23 protein-coding genes are annotated in these 25,815 nt (G+C 70.4%); 18 read left to right on the top strand and 5 right to left on the bottom strand.

Annotation, left to right across the window (positions count from 1 at the left end):
• Positions 1-34: 34 nt before the first annotated feature.
• Both OG390_RS09845 and OG390_RS09840 read right to left on the bottom strand, forming a co-directional pair.
• On the bottom strand, positions 35-628 hold the full coding sequence (locus OG390_RS09845) for a pyridoxamine 5'-phosphate oxidase family protein (protein ID WP_406166727.1): 594 nt from the start codon (positions 626-628) through the stop codon (positions 35-37).
• Positions 629-740: 112 nt separating this feature from the next.
• Positions 741-1,586: a hypothetical protein gene (locus OG390_RS09840; RefSeq protein ID WP_406166725.1), complete on the bottom strand. Its 846-nt coding sequence runs from the start codon at positions 1,584-1,586 to the stop codon at positions 741-743.
• A 202-nt stretch (positions 1,587-1,788) separates the two neighbouring features.
• Between OG390_RS09840 and OG390_RS09835 the strand changes: the two genes are divergently transcribed.
• From OG390_RS09835 to OG390_RS09810, 6 genes are all read left to right on the top strand, one after another.
• Positions 1,789-2,982, top strand: a complete 1,194-nt coding sequence (locus OG390_RS09835) for an argininosuccinate synthase (RefSeq protein WP_406166723.1) — start codon at positions 1,789-1,791, stop codon at positions 2,980-2,982.
• Between the two features lie 111 nt (positions 2,983-3,093).
• Positions 3,094-4,524, top strand: coding sequence for an argininosuccinate lyase (gene argH, locus OG390_RS09830; RefSeq protein ID WP_406166721.1), 1,431 nt, complete (start codon positions 3,094-3,096; stop codon positions 4,522-4,524).
• Between the two features lie 219 nt (positions 4,525-4,743).
• Complete coding sequence (locus OG390_RS09825; protein WP_406166719.1) at positions 4,744-5,571, top strand: alpha/beta fold hydrolase; 828 nt, start codon at positions 4,744-4,746, stop codon at positions 5,569-5,571.
• 63 nt (positions 5,572-5,634) lie between these two features.
• Positions 5,635-6,606, top strand: a complete 972-nt coding sequence (locus tag OG390_RS09820; protein ID WP_406166717.1) for an aldo/keto reductase — start codon at positions 5,635-5,637, stop codon at positions 6,604-6,606.
• Positions 6,607-6,689: 83 nt separating this feature from the next.
• On the top strand, positions 6,690-7,241 hold the full coding sequence (locus OG390_RS09815) for a TetR/AcrR family transcriptional regulator (protein ID WP_406166715.1): 552 nt from the start codon (positions 6,690-6,692) through the stop codon (positions 7,239-7,241).
• Positions 7,238-8,761, top strand: a complete 1,524-nt coding sequence (locus OG390_RS09810; RefSeq protein ID WP_406166713.1) for an MFS transporter — start codon at positions 7,238-7,240, stop codon at positions 8,759-8,761. Before OG390_RS09815 ends, OG390_RS09810 begins: the two co-directional genes overlap by 4 nt.
• 109 nt (positions 8,762-8,870) lie before the next feature.
• On the opposite strand, the gene OG390_RS09805 is transcribed toward OG390_RS09810, so the two are convergent.
• Entirely contained in the window at positions 8,871-9,560 is a 690-nt protein-coding gene (locus tag OG390_RS09805; RefSeq protein ID WP_369245295.1) for a lysophospholipid acyltransferase family protein, read from the bottom strand.
• 383 nt (positions 9,561-9,943) lie between these two features.
• Here OG390_RS09805 and OG390_RS09800 point away from each other — a divergent pair, with 383 nt between their 5' ends.
• From OG390_RS09800 to OG390_RS09790, 3 genes are all read left to right on the top strand, one after another.
• Positions 9,944-11,110, top strand: coding sequence for a glycerophosphodiester phosphodiesterase (locus tag OG390_RS09800; protein ID WP_406166711.1), 1,167 nt, complete (start codon positions 9,944-9,946; stop codon positions 11,108-11,110).
• Between the two features lie 92 nt (positions 11,111-11,202).
• Positions 11,203-11,697 carry an RNA polymerase sigma factor gene (locus tag OG390_RS09795; RefSeq protein ID WP_406166710.1) on the top strand — a complete coding sequence of 165 codons (495 nt, stop codon included), beginning with the start codon at positions 11,203-11,205 and terminating at the stop codon, positions 11,695-11,697.
• A 58-nt stretch (positions 11,698-11,755) separates the two neighbouring features.
• A complete protein-coding gene (locus tag OG390_RS09790; RefSeq protein ID WP_406166708.1) occupies positions 11,756-12,259 on the top strand; it encodes a GNAT family N-acetyltransferase in 504 nt (167 codons plus the stop codon).
• Positions 12,260-12,277: 18 nt separating this feature from the next.
• Here the strand turns inward: OG390_RS09790 and OG390_RS09785 are convergent, their stop codons facing one another.
• Positions 12,278-12,661, bottom strand: coding sequence for a hypothetical protein (locus OG390_RS09785; RefSeq protein WP_406177581.1), 384 nt, complete (start codon positions 12,659-12,661; stop codon positions 12,278-12,280).
• 148 nt (positions 12,662-12,809) lie between these two features.
• A complete protein-coding gene (locus OG390_RS09780; protein ID WP_189187955.1) occupies positions 12,810-13,169 on the bottom strand; it encodes a hypothetical protein in 360 nt (119 codons plus the stop codon).
• A 69-nt stretch (positions 13,170-13,238) separates the two neighbouring features.
• Here OG390_RS09780 and OG390_RS09775 point away from each other — a divergent pair, with 69 nt between their 5' ends.
• From OG390_RS09775 to OG390_RS09735, 9 genes are all read left to right on the top strand, one after another.
• The gene (locus OG390_RS09775) at positions 13,239-13,886 is read left to right on the top strand and encodes an HAD family hydrolase (protein WP_406166706.1); all 648 of its coding nucleotides are present in this window, start codon (positions 13,239-13,241) and stop codon (positions 13,884-13,886) included.
• 375 nt (positions 13,887-14,261) lie between these two features.
• Complete coding sequence (locus tag OG390_RS09770; protein WP_406166704.1) at positions 14,262-15,296, top strand: methionine ABC transporter ATP-binding protein; 1,035 nt, start codon at positions 14,262-14,264, stop codon at positions 15,294-15,296.
• Positions 15,293-16,042, top strand: a complete 750-nt coding sequence (locus tag OG390_RS09765; protein WP_406166702.1) for a methionine ABC transporter permease — start codon at positions 15,293-15,295, stop codon at positions 16,040-16,042. Before OG390_RS09770 ends, OG390_RS09765 begins: the two co-directional genes overlap by 4 nt.
• Positions 16,043-16,110: 68 nt before the next feature.
• Positions 16,111-16,941 carry a MetQ/NlpA family ABC transporter substrate-binding protein gene (locus OG390_RS09760; protein WP_406166701.1) on the top strand — a complete coding sequence of 277 codons (831 nt, stop codon included), beginning with the start codon at positions 16,111-16,113 and terminating at the stop codon, positions 16,939-16,941.
• Positions 16,942-17,116: 175 nt separating this feature from the next.
• Positions 17,117-17,755 carry a GNAT family N-acetyltransferase gene (locus OG390_RS09755; RefSeq protein ID WP_406166699.1) on the top strand — a complete coding sequence of 213 codons (639 nt, stop codon included), beginning with the start codon at positions 17,117-17,119 and terminating at the stop codon, positions 17,753-17,755.
• A gap of 173 nt (positions 17,756-17,928) precedes the next feature.
• On the top strand, positions 17,929-19,140 hold the full coding sequence (gene cbiE, locus OG390_RS09750) for a precorrin-6y C5,15-methyltransferase (decarboxylating) subunit CbiE (protein ID WP_406166697.1): 1,212 nt from the start codon (positions 17,929-17,931) through the stop codon (positions 19,138-19,140).
• 345 nt (positions 19,141-19,485) lie between these two features.
• Positions 19,486-23,340 carry a nicotinate-nucleotide--dimethylbenzimidazole phosphoribosyltransferase gene (gene cobT, locus OG390_RS09745; protein ID WP_406166695.1) on the top strand — a complete coding sequence of 1,285 codons (3,855 nt, stop codon included), beginning with the start codon at positions 19,486-19,488 and terminating at the stop codon, positions 23,338-23,340.
• Between the two features lie 245 nt (positions 23,341-23,585).
• The gene (gene cobA, locus OG390_RS09740; RefSeq protein WP_406166693.1) at positions 23,586-24,830 is read left to right on the top strand and encodes a uroporphyrinogen-III C-methyltransferase; all 1,245 of its coding nucleotides are present in this window, start codon (positions 23,586-23,588) and stop codon (positions 24,828-24,830) included.
• Positions 24,831-24,894: 64 nt separating this feature from the next.
• Complete coding sequence (locus OG390_RS09735) at positions 24,895-25,713, top strand: TrmH family RNA methyltransferase (RefSeq protein WP_399076418.1); 819 nt, start codon at positions 24,895-24,897, stop codon at positions 25,711-25,713.
• Positions 25,714-25,815 lie beyond the last annotated feature (102 nt).

Below are 25,815 nucleotides of genomic sequence, written 5' to 3'. Positions count from 1 at the left end.
CCGCACACGACCGGTGGCCACGACAGGGCCCGCCCTACGGCGCAGTCGTACTCGGTGGCAGCGGGAGAGGCAGCCCCGGCAGACCGTCCAGGCTCGTGGCGATGTGGTCCTTCTTGGCGAAGTACGCGTCGAGCGAGGCGTCGTCCTCGCGCGCGAACCGCTTGGCGTGCAGATCGCGATCCTCGTCGTAGGACATGAAGGGCACCGCGTAACCACAGGTGTCACGGACGAGTTCGGCGGTCACCACAATGATCGCGCGGAGTCCGTGCGGGGTCGGGTCGATGTCCGGGAAGTGGGTGAGCAGCTCCGGGAAGCGCGGATCGTCCCGGAAGACGGGCTCACCGCGGCCGTGCACCCGGACGATGTTGGGCGGGCCCTGGAAGGCGCACCACATGAGGGTGATCCGGCCGTTCTCGCGCAGATGCGCGATCGTCTCGGCGTTGCTACCCGCGAAGTCCAGATAGGCCACGGTCAGCTCGTCGAGCACGGCGAACGAGCCGGTGAGTCCCTTGGGGGAGAGGTTGATGGTGCCGTCGCCGGACAAGGGCGCGGTCGCGGTGAAGAAGAGGGGCTGCGCCTCGATGAACGTACGCAGGCGGCCGTCAATGCGCTCATAGGTCTTTCCCATGTCTAACGATTATTGGGGAAAGTCTTTCGGCTGTCTAATGAATTGACGGTTCCGGTGGGTCCATGGCCGCCCCCGGCCGACGCTCCGCGGGGCGGTCGCAGTGCCTGTCACGTCACTTGGTGAGTGTGCAGGCGGCGAGGGAGTCCAGGCCCTGCGGCTTGGCCGCGGTGCGGCCGATGGAGATGGCGATGCGGTCGATGGTGGAGACCCGCTTGTTTTTCAGGGGGCCGAGGATCGCGTTCTGGACGAAGTTGGGTCCGCCCTGTCCGACGGTGTTCGCCAGCCGCGCGTTCGCCTCGGAGATCTGGGTGTTCAGCAGCGTGAGATTGCGGTCGACCTCTGCCTTGGCGGAGGCGGGGATCGCGGGCAGCTTCGATGCGACGTCGGGGCAGGAGATGGTGCCCGCGGCGGTGGTGCTCCCCGCATTCCCGGAGTTGCCGCCCGCCTGGGCGGTCGCCGTCGGGCTCGTGGATGCGGCCGCGTTCGGCGTCGTGGCGGCGTCGCCGCCCACCGGGTTCAGCGTGCACGGCGCCAGGGCGTCCAGCCCCTGCGGCTTGGCCGCCGTGCGCCCGATGGCTGTCGCGATGCGATTGATGGTGGCGACCCGCTTGTCCTTGAGCGGGCCGAGGATCGCGTTCTGGACGAAGTTCGGTCCGCCTTGGCCGACCGTGTCGACCAGCCGCTTGTCGGCCTCGGAGATCTGGGTGTTCAGCAGCGCGAGATTGCGGTCCACCTCGGCCTTTGCGGAGGCGGGAACCGCGGGCAGGCTCGGCGCGACGGCCGGGCAGTTCACCGTTCCCGGGGACACGGCCTTCGTCGTGGCGTTCCGACCGCCGCTCTTGGACGTCTCCCCGGCCAAGGCGGAGCCGGCGATCACCGCTCCGGACAACACCACCGCGGCGGCGCCGCCGATCATCGCTACGCGGCGCTTGTGGTACTTCGGAAGAGCCCTGGACATGCGGAAGCCTCACCTGGTCAGGAGTGGGTGCACGGAAGTGGGTGTACAAACGCGGCGCCTGCGTTCGGAGTGAAGTACGAGAAAGCGGTTTCGTGCGTTCAATCGCTCCCGGGATTTCCGGGTCGGCACCCCTTCGATTGACGAATCATGCAGAGCCCTGCATACTCATGCATGTCAGTGAATGCAGTGTGAGGAGAACCCCGTGACCGAGCGCGTCGTACTCGCCTACTCGGGCGGTCTGGACACCTCCGTCGCCATCGGCTGGATCGCCGAGGAGACGGGCGCCGAGGTCATCGCCGTTGCCGTGGACGTCGGCCAGGGCGGCGAGGACCTGGACGTCATTCGCAAGCGCGCGCTCGCCTGCGGTGCCGTCGAGGCCGAAGTCGCGGACGCCAAGGACGAGTTCGCCGACGAGTACTGCCTTCCGGCGATCAAGGCCAACGCCCTCTACATGGACCGCTACCCGCTGGTCTCGGCCCTCTCCCGGCCGACGATCGTCAAGCACCTCGTCGCCGCCGCCCAGAAGCACGGCGCCACCACGGTCGCCCACGGCTGCACCGGCAAGGGCAACGACCAGGTCCGCTTCGAGGCCGGCATCGTCGCCCTCGCCCCCGACCTCAAGTGCATCGCCCCGGTCCGTGACTACGCAATGACCCGGGACAAGGCGATCGCCTTCTGCGAGGAGAAGCAGCTCCCGATCGCCACCACCAAGAAGTCCCCGTACTCCATCGACCAGAACGTCTTCGGGCGCGCCGTCGAGACGGGCTTCCTGGAGGACATCTGGAACGCGCCGATCGAGGACATCTACGAGTACACCTCCAACCCGGCCGAGCCCCGCGAGGCCGACGAGGTGATCATCTCCTTCAAGCAGGGCGTCCCGGTCGCCATCGACGGCAAGCCCGTCACCGTGCTCCAGGCCATCAAGGAGCTGAACGTGCGAGCCGGGCAGCAGGGCATCGGCCGGATCGACATGGTCGAGGACCGGCTCGTGGGCATCAAGTCCCGTGAGGTGTACGAGGCTCCGGGCGCGATCGCGCTGATCACGGCCCACCAGGAGCTGGAGAACGTCACCGTCGAGCGTGAACTCGCCCGCTACAAGCGGCAGGTCGAGCAGCGCTGGGGCGAACTGGTCTACGACGGCCAGTGGTTCTCCGCGCTCAAGCGCGCCCTGGACGGTTTCATCGACGAGGCCAACCAGCACGTCAACGGCGACATCCGGATGACCCTGCACGGCGGCCGCGCCGTCGTCACCGGCCGTCGCTCCGACACGTCGCTCTACGACTTCAACCTGGCGACGTACGACACGGGCGACTCGTTCGACCAGGCCGCGGCCAAGGGCTTCATCGACATCTACAGCCTGTCGTCGAAGATCGCCGCCCAGCGGGACCTCGCGTAAGCAGTAGCGTGATCACCGCCTCTCCGTCTGCATCAGACGAGGAGGCGGTCGCACGGCGAGCTGGGGGTGTCCCCCAGACAACACAGCCACCACCTCCGAGGAGCACAGCAAGTGAGCAGCAACAGCGGTGACGTACGGCTCTGGGGCGGCCGTTTCGCCGACGGTCCCGCCGAGGCCCTGGCCAAGCTGTCCGCGTCGGTCCACTTCGACTGGCGCCTGGCGCCGTACGACATCGCCGGTTCGCGTGCCCACGCGCGCGTGCTGCACAAGGCGGGCCTGCTCACCGAGGACGAGCTGACGCGCATGCTCGCGGGCCTCGACCGGCTCGAAGCGGACGTGGAGTCCGGCGACTTCGTGGGCACCATCGCCGACGAGGACGTGCACACCGCCCTGGAGCGCGGCCTCCTCGAGCGCCTCGGCCCCGACCTCGGCGGCAAGCTGCGCGCGGGACGCTCGAGGAACGACCAGGTCGCGACCCTCTTCCGGATGTACCTGCGCGACCACGCCCGCATCATCGGTGGCCTGATCGCCGACCTCCAGGACGCCCTTGTCGGCCTGGCCGAGGCACACCCGGACGTCGCCATGCCCGGACGTACACACCTCCAGCACGCCCAGCCGGTGCTCTTCGCCCACCACGTCCTCGCGCACGTCCAGTCCCTGTCCCGGGACGCCGAACGCCTGCGCCAGTGGGACGAGCGGACGGCTGTGTCGCCGTACGGCTCGGGCGCCCTTGCCGGTTCCTCCCTCGGCCTCGACCCGGAAGCCGTCGCCAAGGACCTCGGCTTCGAGCACGGCAGCTCCGCCAACTCCATCGACGGCACGGCCTCCCGCGACTTCGTCGCCGAGTTCGCCTTCATCACCGCGATGATCGGCGTCAACCTCTCCCGCATCGCTGAAGAGGTCATCATCTGGAACACGAAGGAGTTCTCCTTCGTCACCCTCCACGACGCGTTCTCGACGGGCTCGTCGATCATGCCCCAGAAGAAGAACCCGGACATCGCCGAGCTGGCGCGCGGCAAGTCGGGCCGCCTGATCGGCAACCTCACCGGCCTGATGGCGACGCTCAAGGCGCTGCCCCTCGCGTACAACCGCGACCTCCAGGAGGACAAGGAGCCGGTCTTCGACTCCTGCGACCAGCTGGAGGTCCTGCTCCCCGCCTTCACCGGCATGATGGCCACGCTCACCGTCAACCGCGAGCGCATGGAGGAGCTGGCCCCGGCCGGCTTCTCGCTCGCCACCGACATTGCCGAGTGGCTGGTCAAGCAGGGCGTACCGTTCCGTGTCGCGCACGAGGTCGCGGGCGAGTGCGTGAAGGTCGCCGAGGCCGAGGGCAAGGAGCTCGACGGTCTGACCGACGAGCAGTTCGCGAAGATCTCCGCGCATCTGACGCCCGAGGTGCGGACGGTTCTCAACGTCCCCGGCGCCCTGGCCTCCCGCAACGGCCGGGGTGGTACGGCGCCGAGCGCGGTCGCCGTACAGCTCGCCGAGGTCAAGTCGGACGTGGTGGCCCAGCACGCATGGGCCACGGCCAAGCAGGCCTAGAACACAGGGGAGCGGGGCCGCCCCGCAGTCGGCTGAAGGGTCCGGACATCACGTCCGGGCCCTTCGTGCTGCCCGGACCACCCCGGACCGCTGGATAACAGATGAGATTCGGCCGCTGGCCGGATCCTTGACTTGTGGCTACTCGGAGGTAACGATTCCGGTTACTGGTCGGCATTGTCGAACGCCGGTCCTGTCACAGCCGAGCATGAAAGGGACGTCATGCGCGCAAGACGTACAAGACGCATAGCCCGCCTCCTCGCCGTCAGCGCCGTCGCGGCGCTGTGCGCCTTCGGCCTCACGGCCCCGGCCGGCGCCGCCGACACTCCGCCACCCGGCGCCAACGACTGGTCCTGCAAGCCGGACTCCGCCCACCCGCAGCCGGTGGTCCTGGTGAACGGCACCTTCAAGACCTCGTACGAGAACTGGCTGACCCTCTCGCCCGCGCTCGCGGACGCCGGCTACTGCGTCTTCTCCTTCGAGTACGGCGATCTGGAGACCGCCCCGATCCCGGACTCGGCGGCCGAGCTCCGCGACTTCGTGAACGCCGTGCTTGGCGCGACCGGCGCCAAGAAGGTGGACATCCTCGGCCACAGCCAGGGCGGCATGATGCCCCGCTACTACGTGAAGTTCCTCGGCGGAGCCACCAAGGTCGACGATCTCGTCGGCATCGTGCCCTCCAACCACGGCACCACCAACCCGCTCGCCCTCGCGGCCGGCGCCACCGTCTGTCCCTCGTGTGTCGACCAGACCGCCGGCTCGGACTTCCTGCAGAAGCTCAACTCCGACCCGGAGACCCCGGTCGGTCCCGACTACACGGCGATAGCCACCAAGTACGACGAGGTCGTGGTGCCGTACACCAGCGCCTTCCTCGACGGTCCGGACTCCCGTGTGACCAACGTGCTGCTCCAGGACCGCTGCCCGCTCGACACCACCGAGCACGACCAGGCCCCCAAGTCCCCGCTGGTCGAGCAGTGGGTGCTCAACGCCCTCAAGCGGAGCGGCCCGGCCGACCCCGCCTTTGTGCCACGCTGCGTCAGCGCGGGCTGAACCGCGCGGAGCTGGGTAGATTGGTGCGGCATCCGCCCTCCGCCGATCGTGCAGGGAGCCACCATGCCGTTCAGTCGCCTGGCCCACGCGACCACGCCCACCGCGCACATCGGACTCGGCCTGGCCGCCGTCGGTCGTCCGGGCTACATCAACCTCGGCCGGGAGGGCGACCTCCCGGCCGACCGCAGCGTCGAAGCCCTGCGCGAGCGCACCCACGAACTCCTCGAAGCCGCCTACGTCCAGGGCGTGCGCTACTTCGACGTCGCCCGCTCCTACGGCCGCTCCGAGGAGTTCCTCGCCGACTGGCTGAACCGCCGGCCGGACATCGACGACGTCGTGATCGGCAGCAAGTGGGGCTACACCTACACGGCGGACTGGCACATCGACGCCGAGGCGCACGAGGTCAAGGACCACAGCCTCGCCACGTACGAGCGGCAGCGCGCCGAGACGGCGGAGCTGCTCGGCGACCGGCTCGACCTCTACCAGATCCACTCGGTGACCCCGGACAGCCCGGCCCTCACCGACAAGGAACTCCACGCCAGACTCGCCGAAGCGGCCGCGGGGGGTCTGTCGATCGGCTTCTCCACCAGCGGGCCCGCCCAGGCCGAGGCCATCCGCGCCGCGCTCGCGGTCACGGTGGACGGCGCACCGCTCTTCCGTACGGTGCAGGCCACGTACAACGTGCTGGAGACCTCGGCGGCGCCCGCGCTCGCCGAGGCTCACGACGCCGGACTGACGGTGATCGTCAAGGAGGGTGTGGCCAACGGCCGGCTGGTGGAGCCGTATGCGCCGGACGTTCTCAAGGCCGTCACCGCGGAGACTTCCCTGGGCTGTGACGCGGTGGCCCTGGCGCTGATCCTGCGGCAGCCCTGGGCCGGCGTCGTGCTCTCCGGGGCGGTCACCGCCAACCAGCTCGCCTCGAACCTGCACGCAGCGGTCGTCGACCTTGACGACGACCAGCTGTCCCGGCTCGCCGCGCTCGTGGAGGACCCGCGGGGGTACTGGGAGCGACGCGGGCAGCTGCCCTGGCACTGAGCGCCACCCGCCCGACACCCGGTCGATGAGACTCGCATGTATTTAATGAGGCAAAGATGTCTCATGTGGTCTACCATTGTCTCATGGCCGTCGACCGTGATCACGTGCTGCGCAGCGCAGCCGCCCTGCTCGCCCGTAAATCCACCGCCACCATGGACGAGGTCGCCAAGGCGGCCGGGATCAGCCGGGCCACGCTGCACCGCCAGTTCGCGGGCCGCGACGCCCTCGTGCGGGCGCTGGAGTCGCTCGGCATCCAGGAGTGCGAGGCGGCGCTGGATGCCGCCCGCCTCGACGAGGGCACCGCTCAGGAGGCCGTGCGCCGCCTGGTGAAGGAGCTCGAAACGGCGGCCGGGCTGCTCGCCTTCCTCTACACCGAGAACCAGCTGTTCGAGGGTGAGGAGCAGAACGAGGGCTGGGCCCGGCTGGACGCGCGGATGGCCGCCCTGTTCCGGCGCGGCCAGGAGAACGGCGAGTTCCGCATCGACCTCACTCCGGCCTGGCTCACCGAGGCGCTCTACGGACTGATGGCCTCGGGGGCGTGGGCCGTGACCGAGGGCAGGGTCGCCGCCAAGGACTTCCACTACATGATCGTCGAGCTGCTGCTCGGCGGCGCACTACGGAGAGAGGAATCATGACCAGCACCCTGCAGCCGGTATCGACGGTGGCGGTGGAGAAGCGCCCGGGCCGCTGGGCCGCGCTCGCGGTGCTGATCCTCGCCGTGCTCCTCGTGGCCGTCGACGCGACCGTCCTCGGCCTCGCGACCCCGTACATCAGTGAGGACCTGAAGCCCTCGGGCACACAGCTCCTGTGGATCGGTGACGTCTACTCGTTCGTCATCGCCGGCCTGCTCGTCTCCATGGGCAGCCTCGGCGACCGCATCGGCCGCAAGAGGCTGCTGCTCCTCGGTGCCACGGCGTTCGGCCTGATATCGGTGCTCAACGCCTATGCCACGACGCCGGAGTTGATGATCCTGGCGCGGGCGCTGCTCGGCGTCGCGGGCGCGACGCTGATGCCCGCCACACTCGCCCTGATCCGCAACCTCTTCCACAACCCGCGCGAGCGCAGCCTCGCCATCGGCATCTGGGGCGCAACCGCCTCCGCCGGTACGGCAGTCGGGCCGGTCGCCGGCGGCTTCCTGCTGGAACACTTCTGGTGGGGTTCCGTCTTCCTCATCAACCTTCCGGTGATGGTCGTCCTCGTCCTCGTCGGCAGTAAGCTGCTGCCCGAGTCGAAGAACCCCGACCCCGGGCCCTGGGACCTGTCCGGCGTCGCCCTCTCGCTCGTCGGCGTGATCGGTGTCGTGTACGGGGTGAAGGAGGCCGCCGCGCACGGTCTCAGCTGGCAGCCGATGGCCACCGGCCTGCTCGGTGCCGCCGCCCTGTACTGGTTCGTGCGCCGCCAACTCACGCTGCCCGCACCGCTGTTGGACGTACGGCTGTTCCGTAACCGGGGCTTCTCCGGAGCCGTCCTCGCCGACCTGCTCACCGTCCTCGGGATGTCCGGGCTCGTCTTCTTCCTCTCCCAGTACCTGCAACTCGTCCAGGGCAGGGGACCGTTCGAGGCCGGCCTCGCCGAAGTGCCCGCCGCCGTCGGCGCGGTGACGGCGGGTCTGGTCGCGGGCACGTTCGCGCGGCGGTTCTCGGTGCGCGCCGTGGTCTCCGGCGGTCTGGCCGCAGTGGGTCTGGCGCTCGGTTCGCTCACGCTGCTGAGCCAGAGCACCGGCTATCCGCTGCTCGGTGCCGCCCTGCTGGTCGTCGGCGTGGGCGCCGGCTTCTCGTTCACGGTCACCGCCGACGTGATCCTCTCCAGCGTGCCCAAGGAGCAGGCGGGCGCCGCGTCCGCGGTCTCCGAGACGGCGTACGAACTCGGCGCCGCCCTCGGCATCGCCCTGCTCGGTTCCGTCGTGACCGGCGTCTACGCCGGCTTCGCCGGCCCCGCGGGCACACCGGCCGTGGCCCACGAGTCACTGGGCGGTGCGGTGGAGGCGGCCCAGGGCCTCCCCGCCCACACCTCCGAGGCCCTGCTGAACGCAGCTCGCGAGTCCTTCGTCGACGGCCTCACGCTGGCGGCGGGCGGCGGCGCGGTGGTGTTGCTCGCCACGGCGGCTGCGGCGTGGTTCCTGCTGAAGGGACAGCGCCTGGAAAGCGCCGGGTAGGAAGCGCCCCGTAAGGGGCGCGGGGAACTGCGCGACCAGCCCGCTGCGGACCCGCAGTCGCTCAACGACGGCAGACCCGCAACGGCGCCGTGGCGGTCCGCGGTGTCCGCTACGCGGCCTTCGCCTTCGTGGCGTACATGTCCACGTACTCCTGCCCCGACAGCCGCATGACCTCGGTCATGACGGAGTCGGTCACGGCACGCAGCACATACCGGTCACGGTCCATGCCCTCGTACCGCGAGAACTCCATCGCCTCACCGAAGCGCACCGTGACACGGCCGGGCCGCGGCATCCCCGCCCCGCCCGGCTGCAGCTTGTCGGTGCCGATCATCGCGAACGGCACGACCGGGGCGCCGGTCATCAGGGTCAGCCGGGCGATGCCGGTGCGGCCGCGGTACAGACGGCCGTCGGGGGAGCGGGTGCCCTCGGGGTAGATCCCGAAGACCTTGCCCTCCTCCAGGACGCGGCGGCCGGTCATCAGTGCCGCGACACCGCCGTTCGCGCCGTCCCGGTCCACCGGGATCATGCCGACGCCGGTGAAGAACCAGGCCATCAGACGGCCCTTGAAGCCCTTGCCGGTGACGTACTCGTCCTTGCCGATGAAGAACACCTGCCGGTCGCAGACCAGCGGAAGGATCATCGAGTCGATGAACGTGAGGTGGTTGCCGGCCAGGATGACCGGACCGTCGCCCGGAATGTGTTCCACGCCCTCCACCCGTGGGCGGAACATCAGGCGCATGATCGGTCCGAGCACTGCCTTGATGAGCGCGAAGCGGGACAACGGGCCCTCCGGTGTCAAGGGATCGGTATGAAGTCTGTGCAGGTGAGGACGATACTCGCGCCCCCCGGGGTATTGCACATCGGGCACATCGGGTTCACCGAGGTCTTACGCACTGTTGACGCAGCTTTACCTGCGGTGTCGCTCCGTCGGCCGCGCGTAACGTGACCGCCACGATGTGACGGACATCGCCCGTCAGGCCCAGTGGGCGAGTACCCGACATCGCTCGGCGGCCCAATGGCCGCGTACCCGATCCGGTCCGGGGCAAGCCGACGGGTCGTCAGCTATCTGTCCTCGTACGACATTCAGCGTCACCCCTGTGTTTTCGACGGCGTCTCCCGCCCGTCACGGGCGCGCCCCTACGATCGGCCCGCACTGGCGAAGACAGGACGACGGAGGCGCTCATGGGAACGCAGGAGTCGGACGAGCGGACGCGCGGGACCGGACGGCGGGCGCTGCTCGGCGCGGCGGTGCTCGGCGCGGGCGTGGCGGCACTGGGGACGGCGGGCACGGCGAGAGCCGCGGACGCGCAGCACGCAGGCGGCGGTTTGAAGAGCCTGCCCGTGCCGACGATCATCGGCCACCGCGGGGCCAGCGGCTACCGGCCGGAGCACACCTTCGGGTCGTACCAGCTGGCCCTCGACCTGGGCGCGGACATCGTCGAGGCGGGTGACCTGGTGCCCACCAAGGACGGCCACCTCGTGTGCCGTCACGAGCCGGAGATCGGCGGGACCACAGATGTCGCGGCGCACCCCGAGTTCGCCGACCGCAAGACCACGAAGACCCTCGACGGGGTCGCCACGACGGGCTGGTTCACCGAGGACTTCACGCTCGCCGAGCTGAAGACCCTGCGCGCCGTCGAGCGCATCCCGGCCAACCGCCCGCACAACACCCTCTACAACGGCCGCTGGGAGATCCCCACCTTCGAAGAGGTGCTCCGCTGGCAGGACGAGCAGACCCGCAAGCGCGGCAAGCAGGTCTGGATCTACCCCGAGACCAAGCACCCCACCTACTTCCGCAAGCTGGGCCTCGGCCTGGAGGAGCGGGTGGCCAAGCTGCTGCACAAGTACGGCAAGGACAAGCGGAACTCGCCGGTCGTCCTCCAGTCGTTCGAGCCGACCAGCATCCAGCGGCTGAACGAGCTCGTCGACAACCCCCTGGTCGTCCTGCTCTCCACCGCGACCAGCCGCCCCTGGGACTTCGTCGAGGCGGGTGACCCGCGCACGGTCGCCGACCTGATCACCCCGAAGGGCCTCAGGGAGATCGCCGGCTACGCGCAGGGCATCGGTCCCACCCTCGACCTGATCATCCCGAAGGACGCGAGCGGCAACCTCACCACGCCGACCTCACTCGTGGCCGACGCGCACAAGCGGGGCCTGGTCCTGCACCCGTACACGATGCGCAACGAGAACCCCTTCCTGCCGGCGAACTTCCGCAAGGGCACGGACCCGACCGCCTACGGCGACGCCTTCGGCGCGTTCCAGACCTATTTCGAGACCGGCATCGACGGTGTCTTCTCCGACAACGCGGACACCGCGCTGCTAGCCCGCGCGGACTTCCTCAACGGATGACCCGCGTCAACGCATGACCCCACCAACCCCGATTGGGGTGACAGTCGGCCGCCCCGGCAACCTCGCGCCGGGGCGGCCGCGTCGTGCCACATATGACACACGACATGGTGGCGACGTTGCACCCCCTCCTCGCCGCCGAGGCCTCGGCGGAGGCGCATGCGTCCGGCGCCGAGCAGAGCGACCTGGAACAGGCGGTCTGGCTGCGCCTCCTGGAGCGACTCGACAGCGACGGCCCACCCGTCGATCCGCACGGCTGGCTGCGCCGCGCCGTGCGCTCCGAAGCCCGCCGCAGCCGCCGCACGGCGCGCATTGAGCAGCCGTACGCCGCCGAACCCGCCGACGAAGGCGGTCTCGGCCCGGAACAGGCGGCGATGACCGCCGACCGCCGGCGGGCGCTGCACGCCGCCGTACGACGGCTGCCCGGCCGCTGCCCGAGCCTGATGGCGGCACTGCTGTCCCCACAGGACCTCACCTACCGGGAGATCGCAGGGGAGTTGGGTATCTCACAGGGCAGTCTTGGTCCGGAACGCTCCAGATGTCTGGGATGTCTGCGGCGATTGCTCACGGTGGAGGTTGCGGCCCGCTGACGGCGGGGATAGGAGTGAGGGACATCCGGTGGAACAGGTGAGCGGGAGGCATGCACACATGGGCATGAGCGTGACCATCTCGGCGGCGACCGAGCAGGACGCAGAGCAGATCCTCAAGCTGCAGTACCTCTGCTACCAGAGCGAGGCCGAGCTGTACGGCGACTACGGCATCGAGCCGCTCACTCAGCCGCTCGACTCCCTCAGGACGGAGCTGGCGGCCGGCACCGTCCTGGTGGCCCGGCTCGGAGAAGAGGTGGTGGCCTCGGTCCGCGGCGCCGTCGACGCCGATGGCACGGCCCGCATCAACAAGCTCATCGTCCACCCGCGCATGCAGCGCCACGGTCTCGGCGGACGCCTGCTCGCCGCGATCGAGGCCCGGCTCGGCGAAGACGGCGCGGCCAAGTCCTTCCAGCTCTTCACGGGCCACCGCAGCGACCGCAATCTCCGCCTCTACCGCAAGCACGGCTACGCCCCGGTCTCCCAGGAGCGCGTCGACGAGCGGCTCACCCTCGTGACCCTTGCGAAGGGCGTCGAGGCGAGCGCGTTCGTGGCCAGCGCGTAGCCGCTGCCGGATGCGCGGTTACCGAACCGCGGTTGCCGAACCGGCCGTACGCGCCTTGCGCAGCCAGTACATCGCCGACAGCGGCAGCAGCACCGGGATGAACAGATAGCCCATCCCGTAGTCCGACCACACCGTGGCGTCGGGGAAGGCGGACGGCTCCACCAGCGTCCAGGTCCCGACGGTCAGCACGCCCGCGAGCTCGGCGGCGCAGCACACCAGCGCCGCCTTGCGGGCCGTCTCACCACCGCGCACGAGCGAGTACGTGATGAAGCCGTAGACGACGCCCGCGACCGCGGACAGCGAATAGGCGAGCGGGGCCTTGTCGAACTCGGTCGAGATCTGCACCGCCGAGCGCGAGACGGCGCCGACGACCATCACGCCGTACAGCCAGAGCAGCAGCATGCCCGGGCCGGAGATGAGCCGCGTCCGCTTGTTCTTCGATGACTTCTCTTCCGTCGGCTTCCCCGCTGCCGGATCTTCTGTCACCGGCTTCTCTTCCGTCGGCTTCTTCTCCTGAGGCACGGTCCCGTTCTCCTCCGTGGCCGTCATCTCAGCCTCCCCAGATGTCATAGAGCCGCACCTCAAGGACGGCGAGGACGATGCCGCCGGCCGCCACCGTGACCGAACCCCAACGGGTGCGCTCCGCCAGCGACATGAAACCCGCGGCCGGAATGCACGCGAAGGCGCCGAGCAGATACGCCACGAAGATCGTCGTGCCCTGCTCCGGCTTCTCGCCGCGCGCCAGTTGGACGATACCGATCACCAGCTGGACCACGGCGAGCAGCGACACCACGGCCATGCCGATGAAGTGCCAGTCCTTGGTGGGCTGATCACGGTAGGCGGCCCAGCCGCACCAGGCGGCGAGCGCGAGCGCGGCGACGGCGGTCGCCACCGTCAGGGCATCAAGCATGCCGCGACCCTATTACGGGCCAAAAGACCCGATGCCCGCACCCCCGGGGTCCCCCGTAGGGTCGAGGGCATGAAGATCCACGCTGAAGCCCTGCTGTTCGACAACGATGGAACGCTCGTCTCATCCCTTGAGTCGGTCGACCGCTGCTGGACCCGATGGGCGCAGGAGTACGGCATCACGGTGGAGGACTTCGCCCGGATCGAACTGCACGGCCGCCCCGCCGTCGAGATAGCCGCCGACCTGCTGCCCGCCGACATCGTCCCCGAGGCCCTCGCGCGCATCGAGCAGCTGGAGGTCGAGGACGTTCCGGGCGGAGTCGAGGCGCTGCCCGGCACCCTCGCGCTGCTCGACACCCTGCCGGCTGAGCGCTGGGCCGTCGTCACCTCCGCCACCCGGCGGCTGGCCGAGGCCCGGCTCGACGAGGTCGGCATCCGTCCCAAGACGCTGATCGCGGCCGACGACATCACACGCGGCAAGCCCGACCCCGAGCCCTACCTCCTGGCCGCCCGCGAACTGGGCGTCGATCCGGCCCGCTGCGTCGTCTTCGAGGACGCCCCCGCCGGTCTCCAGGCGGGCCGTGCCGCGGGCATGACCACCGTGGCGTTGGCCACAACCCACCAGGCCCACGAGCTGAACGCCGACCTGGTGGTCAAGGACCTCTCGGCCCTGTCCGTACTGGTCACGGCCCAGGGGATGGAGATCTCCACCCGAGGCTGAATGGTGTCCACCGCTGTCCGCTATTCGGACAGCGGTGGTAGGCCCCTCCTGTGGGTCTGCTTTACTTGATCCCATGACCACGACGAGCAGCCGCACTCTTGCGACCGAGGCGACCATGACGCCCGGTGCTCGTTGTATGTGTCGAATGTGCGCCTTCTAGAGGGCCCCCGCACCACCGCCTGGTCTCGCGCCCCGAAGCGAGACCGCCGCGCCCTGTCCGTACCGCGTACGTGACTGAGGCTGCCCCGCGCACAAGTTCTCCCCCCGGTTCCCTCCGGTTCCATCGCCATCGCGAGAACCGTGCCGCGTTCCCGACCGAATGCACCCGTGCCCGGCGCACACCCACGCCCTGCACTCGACAGTGACGGAATCCCAGTGATCACGACAACGGGCCTCACCAAGGTCTACCGCTCGCGCGGCCGTGAAGTGACCGCCCTCGACGGCGTCGATCTGCATGTCCGCGAAGGCGAGGTGTACGGCGTCATCGGCCAGTCCGGTGCCGGCAAGTCCTCGCTCATCCGCTGCGTCAACCTCCTGGAGCGTCCGACCTCCGGCACGGTCACCGTCGCCGGACAGGACCTCACCGCCCTCGCGGGCCACGGTCCGCGCGCGGGACGGGAGCTCCGCAAGGCGCGCAGCCGCATCGGGATGGTCTTCCAGCACTTCAACCTGCTGTCCTCGCGCACCGTCCAGGACAACGTCGAGCTGCCGCTCGAAATCCTCGGCGTCTCCGGCAAGGAGCGCAGCCGCAAGGCCCTCGAACTCCTCGACCTCGTCGGTCTCTCCGACAAGGCGAAGGTCTACCCGGCGCAGCTGTCCGGCGGCCAGAAGCAGCGCGTCGGCATCGCCCGCGCGCTCGCCGGCGACCCGAAGGTGCTGCTCTCCGACGAGGCGACCAGCGCCCTCGACCCGGAGACCACCCGTTCCATCCTCCAGCTGCTGCGCGACCTGAACCGGCAGCTGGGACTGACGGTCCTGCTCATCACCCACGAGATGGACGTCGTCAAGACCATCTGCGACTCGGCCGCGCTGATGGAGAACGGCAGGATCGTCGAGTCCGGCACCGTCAGCGAACTGCTCGCGACGCCCGGCTCCGAACTGGCCTCCGCGCTCTTCCCGGTCAGCGGCGACGTCTCCGGCGACGACCGCACCGTCATCGACGTCACCTTCCACGGCGAGGCCGCCACCCAGCCCGTCATCTCGCAGCTCTCGCGTACGTACAACATCGACATCTCGATCCTGGGCGCGGCGATGGACACCGTCGCGGGCAAGCAGGTCGGCCGGATGCGCATCGAACTGCCCGGCCGCTACGAGGACAACGTCGTGCCGATCGGATTCCTGCGCGAGCAGGGCTTGCAGATCGACATCCAGGTCCAGGAGCCCGTCCTGGTGAAGGAAGGTGCCAAGTGACCTGGTCGGAGATGCAGCCGCTGCTGTCCCAGGCGTGTTGGGACACGCTCTACATGGTCGGCTGGTCCACGCTGATCGCGATCGTCGGCGGCCTCCCGCTCGGCATCCTGCTCGTCCTCACCGACCGCGGCGGACTCCTCCAGAACGTCGTCGCGAACAAGGTGATCGGGCAGGTCGTGAACATCGCCCGCTCGATGCCCTTCATCATCCTGATGGTCGCGCTGATGAACTTCACGCGCACGATCACGGGGACGACGATCGGTCGCGAGGCCGCGATCGTGCCGCTCGCCATCGGTGCGATCCCCTTCTTCGCGCGGCTCGTCGAGACGGCTGTCCGCGAAGTGGACGGCGGGCTCGTCGAGGCCGTGCAGTCGATGGGCGGCAACACCTGGACCGTCGTCCGCAAGGTCCTCGTACCGGAGTCGCTGCCGTCGCTGATCTCCTCCGCGACCACCACGATCGTCGCCCTCATCGGCTACTCGGCGATGGCCGGCACGGTCGGCGCCGGAGGCCTCGGCGACATCGCGATCCGCTACGGCTACCAGCGCTTCGAGACCGGACTCATGTGGATCACGGTCGCCATCCTCGCGGTCGTCATCTCCGTCATCCAGTTCGCCGGCGACTATGCCGCCCGCGGGCTGCACCGGCGCGGCGGGCACTCCGGTGCCGCGCCGAAGCTGAGGCTGCTGAAGGCCAAGACGCCGACTGCCGAAGTCGCCACGGCCGAGGCCGGCAAGGTCTCCTGACCCCCCTCCCCGAACTCCCCGTACCACCCAAGACGGGGTCGCTCCACCCATAAGGAAAGGCACTTTTCGTGCGTAACACCGCCAAGATCACCACCGCCGTCCTCGCCGCCGGAGCCCTCACCTTCGGGCTCACCGCCTGCGGCTCGGACAAGGACTCCGCCTCCTCCGACACCAGCGGTCCGCTGGTCGTCGCCGCGAGCCCGACCCCGCATGCCGAGATCCTGAACTTCGTCAAGAAGAACCTGGCGAAGAAGGCGGGCCTCGACCTGGAGGTCAAGGAGTTCACCGACTACGTGACGCCGAACACGGCGACCGAGGACGGCTCCGTGGGCGCCAACTACTTCCAGAACCAGCCGTACCTCGACGACTTCAACAAGAAGAACGGCACCCACATCGTGCCCGTCGTCACGGTGCACCTGGAGCCGCTCGGCCTCTACTCCCACAAGGTCAAGAGCGCCGACGCCCTGAAGAGCCGTGCGACGATCGCCGTCCCCAATGACAGCGTCAACGAGGCCCGTGCCCTGAAGCTGCTCGCAGCGAACGGACTCATCACGCTCAAGGACGGCGCGGGCAACGAAGCGACCCCCGCGGACATCGCCAAGAACCCGAAGAACCTCAAGTTCAAGGAGCTGGAGGCGGCCCAGACCCCGCGTTCCCTGGACGATGTCGACGCCGCGGTGATCAACGGCAACTACGCCATCGAGGCCGACCTCAAGCCCGCCAAGGACGCCCTCGTCCTGGAGTCCGCGAAGAACAACCCGTACGGCAACTTCCTCGCCGTCAAGAAGGGCAACGAGGACGACCCGCGCGTGAAGAAGCTGGCCGAGCTCCTCACCTCGCCCGAGGTCAAGAAGTTCATCCAGGACAACTACGCCGGCTCCGTCATCCCGTCGTTCTAGTCGGTCCTGCCGGTCACCTCCGGCTGACGCGCCCTTGGTCACCGCACGGGGTCCACTCCATCACTTGGAGTGGACCCCGTGGTGCAGTTCAGTGCTTTCATGCTGCATGCTGGGCAGTTCAGCGGGCCCCAAGGATTCCGCGGGCCCCAAGTCCCCGAAGGTTACGGAGCGGCGCATGACGAGCACCTTCCCCGACATCTCCATCAGCACGGAGCGGTTGGTCCTGCGTGCGCTCGACGAGGACGACGTACCCGCCCTGGCCGAGATGATGAACGACGAGATGGTGGCGGCCTGGACATCGGTGCCGCAGCCCTTCACCGAGGACGGCGCCCGCACCTGGATCACCGAGTACGCGCCCACGGAACGCGCGCAGGGCCGCGGACTCGACCTCGCCGTCACCGAGTTCCTCACCCAGCGCCTGGTCGGCGTCATCCAGCTCGGCAAGACGAACTGGCATGTGCGGTCCACCGAACTCTCGTACATCATCGCCCCGTGGGCGCGCGGCGAGGGCTACGCCTCCGAGGCGGCGCTCGCCACCGCCCAATGGCTCTTCGGAGACCAGAAGTTCGAGCGGATCGAGTTGCGTACGGCGGCCGACAACACCGCTTCGCAGCAGGTCGCCCAGAAGATCGGCTGCATCAGCGAGGGCGTGCTGCGCAACGCCTGTATAGCGCGCACCCGCACCGAGGACGGAACCTGGGTCGATCTGCGTACGGACTTCATCGTGTGGAGCCTCCTGCCGGAGGACCTCGAGGGCGTCGGTGAGCAACTCGCCGACACCGGTGGTTTCACGTCGTTCTCCGACTGGAACTGAGAACAACGGGAGCCGCGCCCCGGGAACCTGGAATCGCCTACCTGAATCCGCGGGACCGCTCCCACGTGCCGGAGCCCGTCACGGCACTGCCCAGCCGTACCAGGTACCCTCACGGAGCCCGCTCTCGGGCTGGCCCCTGACGACCTGCGAAAACCTTCTGGAGACTGACGACGATGGCCGACCGGGTCACGGTGATCGGCTGGGACGGCTCGCCGCTGACCGCCGCGGCGCGCTCCGCACTCGGTGCCGCCACGCTGGTGGCCGGCGCGGCCCACCACCTTGCGCTGCCCGAGGTGCCCCGGGCGGCCGAGCGCATCCGCCTCGGCAGCGTCTCCCTCGCCGCCCGCCGGATTGCGAACCACCGGGGCACCGCCGTCGTCCTCGCCGACGGGGACCCGGGCTTCTTCGGTGTCGTACGCACCCTGCGGGGCCCCGAGTTCGGCCTGGAGGTCGAAGTGGTGCCCGCCGTCTCCTCGGTGGCCGCCGCCTTCGCCCGCGCCGGAATGCCCTGGGACGACGCACAGGTGGTCGTCGCACACCCCCGCACCCTGCGACGCGCGGTGAATGTGTGCCGCGCCCACACCAAGGTCGCCGTTCTCACCTCGCCGGGCGCCGGCCCCGCCGAACTCGGTCTGCTCCTCGAAGGAGTGCACCGCACCTTCGTCATCTGCGAGGAACTCGGCACCGCCCGCGAACAGGTCACCGTCGTCACCTCCGACAAGGCCGCCGACCACACCTGGCGCGACCCCAATGTCGTCATCGTCATCGGCGCCTTCAGGGCCGCGGCCGAGGGCGGCGGCTGGATCGCCGGACGCGACCCGGGCAACGGGCCGCGCGGCTGGGCGCTGCCCGCCGAGGCGTACGGCGGTGCGCTCGGCGAAGGAGAAACGGATCTGCTGCGCGCCGCCCAACTCGCCCGCCTGGGCCCGCGCGTCGGCGACCTCGTGTGGGACATCGGCTCCGGCAGCGGCGCCTTCGCCACCGAGGCCGCGCGCGCCGGCGCCGCCGTCATCGCGGTCGACCGCAACCCCGGTTCCTGCGCCCGCACCGAGGACTGCGCCCGCCGCTTCGGTGTCCAGGTGCAGATCGTGCACGGCGCCGCGCCGCACATTCTCGAGAACCTGCCCGAGCCCGATGTCGTACGCGTCGGGGGCGGGGGAGCGGCGGTGGTCTCGGCCGTCGCCGACCGCCGTCCGCAGCGCATCGTGACGCACGCCGCCACCCGCGACGCGGCCGAACTCATCGGCCGCGACCTGACGGAGCACGGCTATGAGGTCGAGTGCGCCCTCATTCAGTCCGTCGAACTCGATACAAGGGCCTGGACGGAGAAGGAACGGAGCGTCGCGTTCCTGCTCAGCGGCCGTCTGCCGGATCGTGCCCCGTGATCCTGTTGTCGTACTGCGCGCGGTAGGCTGGCCGATCGTTGTACCGCTCCTGGGTGATCGGCCTTTCGTCGGTCAATGTCCGGAAAGCGCGCCCGTTTTGAGGCGTGTGTGGTACGGCAGAACCGGAGGACGCGCAACGTGGCGCAGTCCACAGCGGGCCCTCGCGGATCAAGGTGTCGCGAAGGCGGGATGACCGGGACAATGCCAGTAAGTGGCTTTGTCGTCTTTGTTGGCCGGTCGTTCGTGCCGCTGGGCACGCACGCTCGTTCTTCACAGTGGGGCGGTCGGTGCGCCGTTCCGGGCGAGCTGGACTTGGAAGCACTAACCGATGGGCGAGGGGTACGCATGACCGACACCGGCCAGGTCCCGGGCGAGGGACTGCCGGAGAACGCAGGCATGGTGGAGCAGCCGGGCGTCACCGCGCCGGGCGCGTACACCTTCCTCGACCCCTCCGAGAACTCCGCCGAGGACGACGACCTGCTCCTGATGCCGGGCGCGCCGGGAGCGCAGGGCGCGTGGGGCAACGAGGTGCCGCCGCCGGCCCCGATGCCATTCGTCCACGAGCCGGGTTCGCACGAGCCGGGCCCGCACGAGCCGGGCCCGCACGAGATGGCCGGACGCGACAGCGGTTCGGTCGACCTCGGCGGTGTCCGTATGCCGAACGCGGCGCCCGCCCCGCAGCCGATGCCGCAGCGCCGCCCGCTGCACCTCGGCCCGCCGACGCCGGACGGCTCCGCGAGCCCGGTGCGCTCGCTGGCCGACCGCGGCCCTGCGGGTGCGCCGGTCCCCCCCACCGCTCCTGTGCCCGCCACTCCCGTAATTCCCGCACGGCACGCGGGTCCGCCGACGGTAGGGCCCGAGTACCTCGATGTGTCGCAGTTCGGGGAGACCCCGCCGCAGGGCGCGGTGCCGTGGGGCGCTCCGCCCGTGGCCTCAGAGGTGGGCGCTGCAGAAACGGTCGTCCCGGAGACGGGACAGACGCCCGGGTCGGTACCGGCCACCGGGTCGGTACCGGCCACCGGGTCCGTGTCGGCCACCGGGTCCGTGTCGGCCACCGGGCCCGTGTCGGCCACCGAGTCCGGGACGGTCCCCGAGGCGGACCAGGTCGCGGATGCGCCGCAGTTCGTGGACGCGCAGCAGGCTCCGGAGGCCGCCGAGGTCCCGGGGCTCGCGCACGATCCCCGGATCCCGGAGGCCGCCGAGGCCCCGGCGCAGGCACGCCAGGCTCCGGAGGTCCCGCTCGCCCTCCAGGAACAGGCGGGCGCCCAGGCTCCCGAGGCCGCGGCCACGGTGGACGGCTCGCTGGATCCGCAGGTCCCGCCGGATCCGCGGACTCCGGACGCGACGCCCTTCCCGGCGGCCCCGGGGATGCTGCACGCCCTCCAGGCGACGGACGACACCGGATACGTCGGACACTCGGGCGACGCCCAGACAGCCGCGCCCGATGTCGCACAGTCCCAGATCCCGTGGGACGGCGAGCACTTCACGCCCGCGCAGAACCTTGCCCCGGCTCCGGACCTCGCCCCCGTGCCGGACCTCGCATCCGAGCAGGGTGCGCAGGCAGCGCCCGTGCCCCCGCCGCAGAGCGCGGACCGGGCCCCCGCCGACCCGGTCGCACACGGAGCCGAACAGGCCGAGCCGGCGGCCCGGTTCTCCGCCCAGCCCGCCCAGTTGTCGGACCCTGGTGTCCATATCCCGGAACCGGCCGCCCAGTTCACGGACGCGGCATCCCACGCGGAGGCTGCGCAACCGCTCGCGGCAGCCGCGGTGCACGCTCCCGAGCCCGCGCAGGCCGTGCTCTCGGTGGACGCCTCGCACGGCCGGGCGGTCCCGGGCCTCGAAGCCTTCCCGGTCGAGCAGTTCCCGGACCCGGCCGCGTTCTCGGAGACCGGTGCCGCCGAGGCGTTGCACGGTGTCCCGGTGGGTGTGGCCGCCCACGCGGAGGCCGCACAGGCATCCGCGGGCCGGCCCCAGGGCGAGCAGAGCTTCCCCGGTGCCGCCGGCGGCGACGCGGCAGGAGCGTCCGGATTCCCGGACACTCCCCTGGAGCCCCACGCGGACCAGTCTCTCGGCCAGTTCGTGCCTGTCGAGGGCCAGGTGCCGACGACCCCGCACCTGGCCCCGACCCCGCCGCAGGCCATGACCGTGCCGCCCCTCCCGGCGGAGGGGCAGCCCCCGGCCGAGGAGCCCGCGGAGGAGATGATCGTGGTGGCGCCCGCCCCGGTCGAGGAGGCCGCGGAGGAACCCTCGGAGACTTCCGTCGAGGAAGCGGAGCAGGTCGCTCCGGCGGTCGTGCCGGCGCCCCGCGAGCCGCAGGGCGAGACCGAGACCGAGACACCCCCCGTACCGGAGCCGCTCCCCGCGGACCCGGAACCCGTAGTCGCACAGCAAGCGGACGACCTGGACACCCAGGTCGCCGACCAGGAAGAGAGCACGGCCGCAGTGGCAGACGTACGAGAGTCCACCGGCCCCGCGGCCCCCGGTTACGACGACGCCGAGCGCGAGGCGGTGCTGCGCGTGATGCGCGAACGCCGCGACATCCGCAACGGCTTCCGCAGCGACCCGATCCCGCACGACGTGCTGCTCCGTGTCCTGGAGGCCGCGCACACCGCGCCGTCCGTCGGCCACTCCCAGCCCTGGGACTTCGTCGTCATCCGCTCCGCCGACACCCGTCGGAGCATGCACGAACTCGCCCAGCGCCAGCGCGAGGCGTACGCCAAGTCGCTGCCCAAGGGCCGCGCGAAGCAGTTCAAGGAACTGAAGATCGAGGCCATCCTCGACACCCCGGTGAACATCGTCGTCACCGCGGACCCGACCCGCGGCGGCCGCCACACCCTGGGCCGCCACACCCAGCCGCAGATGGCCCCGTACTCCTCCGCGCTCGCGGTCGAGAACCTCTGGCTCGCGGCCCGCGCCGAGGGTCTCGGCGTCGGCTGGGTCAGCTTCTTCGACGAGCGCGAGATGGTCCGCGCCCTCGGCCTGCCCGAGCACCTGGAGGTCGTGGCGTACCTCTGCGTCGGCTACGTCGACGAGTTCCCGGACGAGCCCGAGCTGATGCAAGCCGGCTGGTCCAAGCGCCGCCCGCTGTCGTGGGTCGTGCACGAGGAGACGTACGGCCGTCGCGCGCTGCCCGGCGAGGAGCCGCACGACCTGCTCGCCGAGACGGTCTCCAACATCCGCCCGCTCGACGCCAAGGCGCTCGGCGAGGCATGGGAGCGTCAGAAGCGGATGACCAAGCCCGCGGGCGCGCTCGGCATGCTGGAGATCATCTCCGCGCAGCTGTCGGGCCTGTCGCGGATGTGCCCACCGCCGATCCCGGAGCCCGCCGCCGTCGCGATCTTCGCGGGCGACCACGGCGTGCACGCCCAGGGCGTCACCCCCTGGCCGCAGGAGGTCACCGGCCAGATGGTGGCCAACTTCCTGGGCGGCGGCGCGGTCTGCAACGCGTTCGCCAACCAGGTGGGCGCCGAGGTCTGTGTCATCGACGTGGGCGTCGCCTCCGACCTGCCCGCGACCCCGGGCCTCCTCCCGCGCAAGGTCCGCGCGGGCACCGCCGACATGACGACGGGCCCCGCGATGACTCGCGAAGAGGTCACGGCTGCCATCGAGGTGGGCATCGAAACGGCCCGGGACCTCGTGGCGGCGGGCAACAAGGCCCTCCTGACGGGCGAGATGGGCATCGCCAACACCACGGCGTCGGCGGCCCTGATCTCGGTCTTCACGGACACCGACCCGTCCGAGGTGACGGGCCGGGGCACCGGCATCAACGACGAGACCCTGGCCCGCAAGACCGAGGTCGTGCGCCGTGCCATCGAACTCCACCAGCCGGACCCCGCCGACCCCATCGGCGTCCTCGCGGCCATCGGCGGCCTCGAGCACGCCGCCATGGTCGGCCTCCTCCTGGGCGGTGCCTCCCTCCGTACGCCGGTCATCCTGGACGGCGTCAGCGCCGGCGCCGCGGCCCTCGTGGCCCGCGCCATCGCCCCCGAGGTCCTCGCGGCCTGCATCGCCGGCCACCGCAGCGCGGAACCGGGCCATGTGGCGGCCCTGAACAAGCTGGGCCTGCGCCCCTTGGTCGACCTGGACCTCCGCCTGGGCGAGGGCACAGGCGCGCTCCTGGCCCTCCCGGTGGTCCAGAGCGCGGCACGGGCGATGCACGAGGTGGCGACCTTCGATTCGGCAGGGGTAACGGAAAAGTAGGCACAAGGGCTGTGCCGACTCGTTCCGCAGGGCGGAACGAGTCGGCACAGCCCGCCCCACCGGGCCGCACTGTCGAGGCCCGGTGGCAGAGCCCCTGGTTTCGGGAAGGGGCGGGCTTGGGGAAAGAACCCCCACCCACCCCGGCCCCCACCGAGCCCGCACCATAAAATCCCCACGTCAGGGGCCACTCCAGAGCCGTAGAGGCCCCGCCTACGCACCACCCCGCACGAGGGAGCCGCACCGCTATGGCCGAACACCCCGCCTACCCCGTAGGCCTCCGCCTCATCGGCCGCCGTGTAGTCGTCCTCGGCGGCGGCCAGGTGGCCCAACGCCGCCTCCCGGCACTCATCGCGGCAGGCGCGGACATCCACCTGGTCTCACCGGAGGCCACCCCTTCGGTGGAGGCGATGGCGGACGCGGGTGAGATCACCTGGACGAGGCGCCCGTACGAAGAAGGCGACCTGGCCAACGCCTGGTACGCCCTGATCACGACCAGCGATCACGAGGCGAACACCCAGGCCTCCGCCGAAGCGGAGCGCCACCGCGTCTGGTGCGTCCGCTCCGACGACGCCGACGCGGCGACGGCGTGGACCCCGGCGACGGGCCACAGCGAGGGCGTGACGGTCGCGGTCCTGACGACGCAAGCCCGGGGCCGGGATCCCCGCCACACGGCGGCGATCCGCGACGCAGTGGTGGAGGGTCTGCGCGACGGCACCCTGGTGGCGCCGCACCACCGCACCCGCACCCCCGGCGTCGCCCTGGTCGGCGGCGGCCCCGGCGACCCGGACCTGATCACGGTCCGCGGCCGCCGCCTGCTCGCCGAGGCCGACGTGGTCATCGCGGACCGCCTCGGCCCGCGCGACCTGCTCGCCGAACTCCCGCCGCACGTCGAGGTGATCGACGCGGCGAAGATCCCGTACGGCCGTTACATGGCCCAGGAGGCCATCAACAACGCGCTGATCGAGCACGCCAAGCAGGGCAAGTCCGTCGTGCGACTCAAGGGCGGCGACCCGTTCGTCTTCGGCCGCGGCATGGAGGAGGCCCAGGCGCTCGCCGAGGAGGGCATCGCCTGCACGGTCGTCCCCGGCATCTCCAGCTCGATCTCGGTCCCGGGCGCGGCCGGCATTCCCGTCACACACCGCGGTGTCGCCCACGAGTTCACGGTGGTCAGCGGCCATGTCGCCCCCGACGACGAGCGGTCCCTCGTCGACTGGCCGTCCCTCGCCAAGCTCCGCGGCACGCTCGTCGTCCTCATGGGCGTCGACAAGATCGGCAAGATCGCCGAAACCCTCGTCGCGCACGGCAAGCCGGCCGACACACCCGTCGCCCTGGTCCAGGAGGGCACGACCGCCGCGCAGCGCCGCGTCGACGCGACCCTGGCGACGGTCGCCGAGACCGTACGGACGCAGGACGTGAAGCCGCCGGCGGTGATCGTCATCGGCGAGGTCGTGAACGTGGGCGTGCAGAGCCCGCACAAGGCTTCTGAGTAACCACGGGTAACCCAACTCGTTCCCAGCCGTTGGCACCGCACCCAGGACAAGGCAGTATCACCCTGTGGCCGATCTCATCACCGTTGAGAACCCCGACGACCCGCGTCTGCGCGACTACACGGGCCTGACCGACGTGGAGCTGCGCCGCAAGCGCGAACCCGCCGAGGGCCTGTTCATCGCCGAAGGCGAGAAGGTCATCAGACGGGCCAAGGACGCCGGGTACGAGATGCGCTCGATGCTCCTGTCCGCGAAGTGGGTCGATGTCATGCGCGACGTCATCGACGAGCTCCCGGCTCCGGTCTACGCGGTCAGTCCGGACCTCGCCGAGCAGGTCACCGGCTATCACGTGCACCGCGGCGCGCTCGCCTCGATGCAGCGCAAGCCGCTGCCGACGGCGGAGGAACTCCTGCAGTCCGCGCGCCGCGTCGTCGTCATGGAGTCGGTCAACGACCACACCAACATCGGCGCGATCTTCCGCTCCGCCGCCGCTCTCGGCATGGACGCGGTCCTGCTCTCCCCGGACTGCGCGGACCCGCTCTACCGCCGCTCCGTGAAGGTCTCCATGGGGGCGGTCTTCTCGGTCCCCTACGCGCGTCTCGACTCCTGGCCCAAGAGCCTGGAGACGGTCCGCGAGGCCGGCTTCAACCTGCTCGCGCTCACCCCGGACGAGAAGGCGAAGTCCCTCGACGAGGCGGCCCCGCACCGCATGGACCGGGTCGCGCTGATGCTCGGCGCGGAGGGCGACGGTCTGTCCACGAAGGCCCTGATGGCGGCGGACGAGTGGGTCCGCATCCCGATGGCCCACGGCGTCGACTCGCTCAACGTGGGCGCGGCGGCCGCGGTCGCGTTCTACGCGGTGGCGACGGGCCGCCCGCAGCCCTGATGTCCTGACGGGCGACCGTCCCGGGCGCTGAGCGGCCTCGGGGAAGTGAGGCACGCGCCCACGCCGCCCGGCACGGCACCTCGCCGCACTGCCACATCACCC

Origin of the sequence: Streptomyces sp. NBC_00996 (genome assembly GCF_045162675.1) — a bacterium.
GTDB lineage: Bacteria > Actinomycetota > Actinomycetes > Streptomycetales > Streptomycetaceae > Streptomyces.
Note: the sequence above shows the minus strand (reverse complement) of the source record. Positions and strands in the feature narration are given on the sequence as shown.

Excerpts from the sequence above, each read along its gene's own strand:
- OG390_RS09845 (WP_406166727.1), bottom strand. The coding sequence starts at position 628 with ATGGGAAAGACCTATGAGCGCATTGACGGCCGCCTGCGTACGTTCATC.
- OG390_RS09840 (WP_406166725.1), bottom strand. The coding sequence starts at position 1,586 with ATGTCCAGGGCTCTTCCGAAGTACCACAAGCGCCGCGTAGCGATGATC.
- OG390_RS09825 (WP_406166719.1), top strand. The coding sequence starts at position 4,744 with ATGCGCGCAAGACGTACAAGACGCATAGCCCGCCTCCTCGCCGTCAGC.
- OG390_RS09820 (WP_406166717.1), top strand. The coding sequence starts at position 5,635 with ATGCCGTTCAGTCGCCTGGCCCACGCGACCACGCCCACCGCGCACATC.
- OG390_RS09815 (WP_406166715.1), top strand. The coding sequence starts at position 6,690 with ATGGCCGTCGACCGTGATCACGTGCTGCGCAGCGCAGCCGCCCTGCTC.
- OG390_RS09810 (WP_406166713.1), top strand. The coding sequence starts at position 7,238 with ATGACCAGCACCCTGCAGCCGGTATCGACGGTGGCGGTGGAGAAGCGC.
- OG390_RS09800 (WP_406166711.1), top strand. The coding sequence starts at position 9,944 with ATGGGAACGCAGGAGTCGGACGAGCGGACGCGCGGGACCGGACGGCGG.
- OG390_RS09795 (WP_406166710.1), top strand. The coding sequence starts at position 11,203 with ATGACACACGACATGGTGGCGACGTTGCACCCCCTCCTCGCCGCCGAG.
- OG390_RS09790 (WP_406166708.1), top strand. The coding sequence starts at position 11,756 with ATGGGCATGAGCGTGACCATCTCGGCGGCGACCGAGCAGGACGCAGAG.
- OG390_RS09785 (WP_406177581.1), bottom strand. The coding sequence starts at position 12,661 with ATGCTGCTGCTCTGGCTGTACGGCGTGATGGTCGTCGGCGCCGTCTCG.
- OG390_RS09780 (WP_189187955.1), bottom strand. The coding sequence starts at position 13,169 with ATGCTTGATGCCCTGACGGTGGCGACCGCCGTCGCCGCGCTCGCGCTC.
- OG390_RS09775 (WP_406166706.1), top strand. The coding sequence starts at position 13,239 with ATGAAGATCCACGCTGAAGCCCTGCTGTTCGACAACGATGGAACGCTC.
- OG390_RS09755 (WP_406166699.1), top strand. The coding sequence starts at position 17,117 with ATGACGAGCACCTTCCCCGACATCTCCATCAGCACGGAGCGGTTGGTC.
- cbiE (WP_406166697.1), top strand. The coding sequence starts at position 17,929 with ATGGCCGACCGGGTCACGGTGATCGGCTGGGACGGCTCGCCGCTGACC.
- cobT (WP_406166695.1), top strand. The coding sequence starts at position 19,486 with ATGACCGACACCGGCCAGGTCCCGGGCGAGGGACTGCCGGAGAACGCA.
- cobA (WP_406166693.1), top strand. The coding sequence starts at position 23,586 with ATGGCCGAACACCCCGCCTACCCCGTAGGCCTCCGCCTCATCGGCCGC.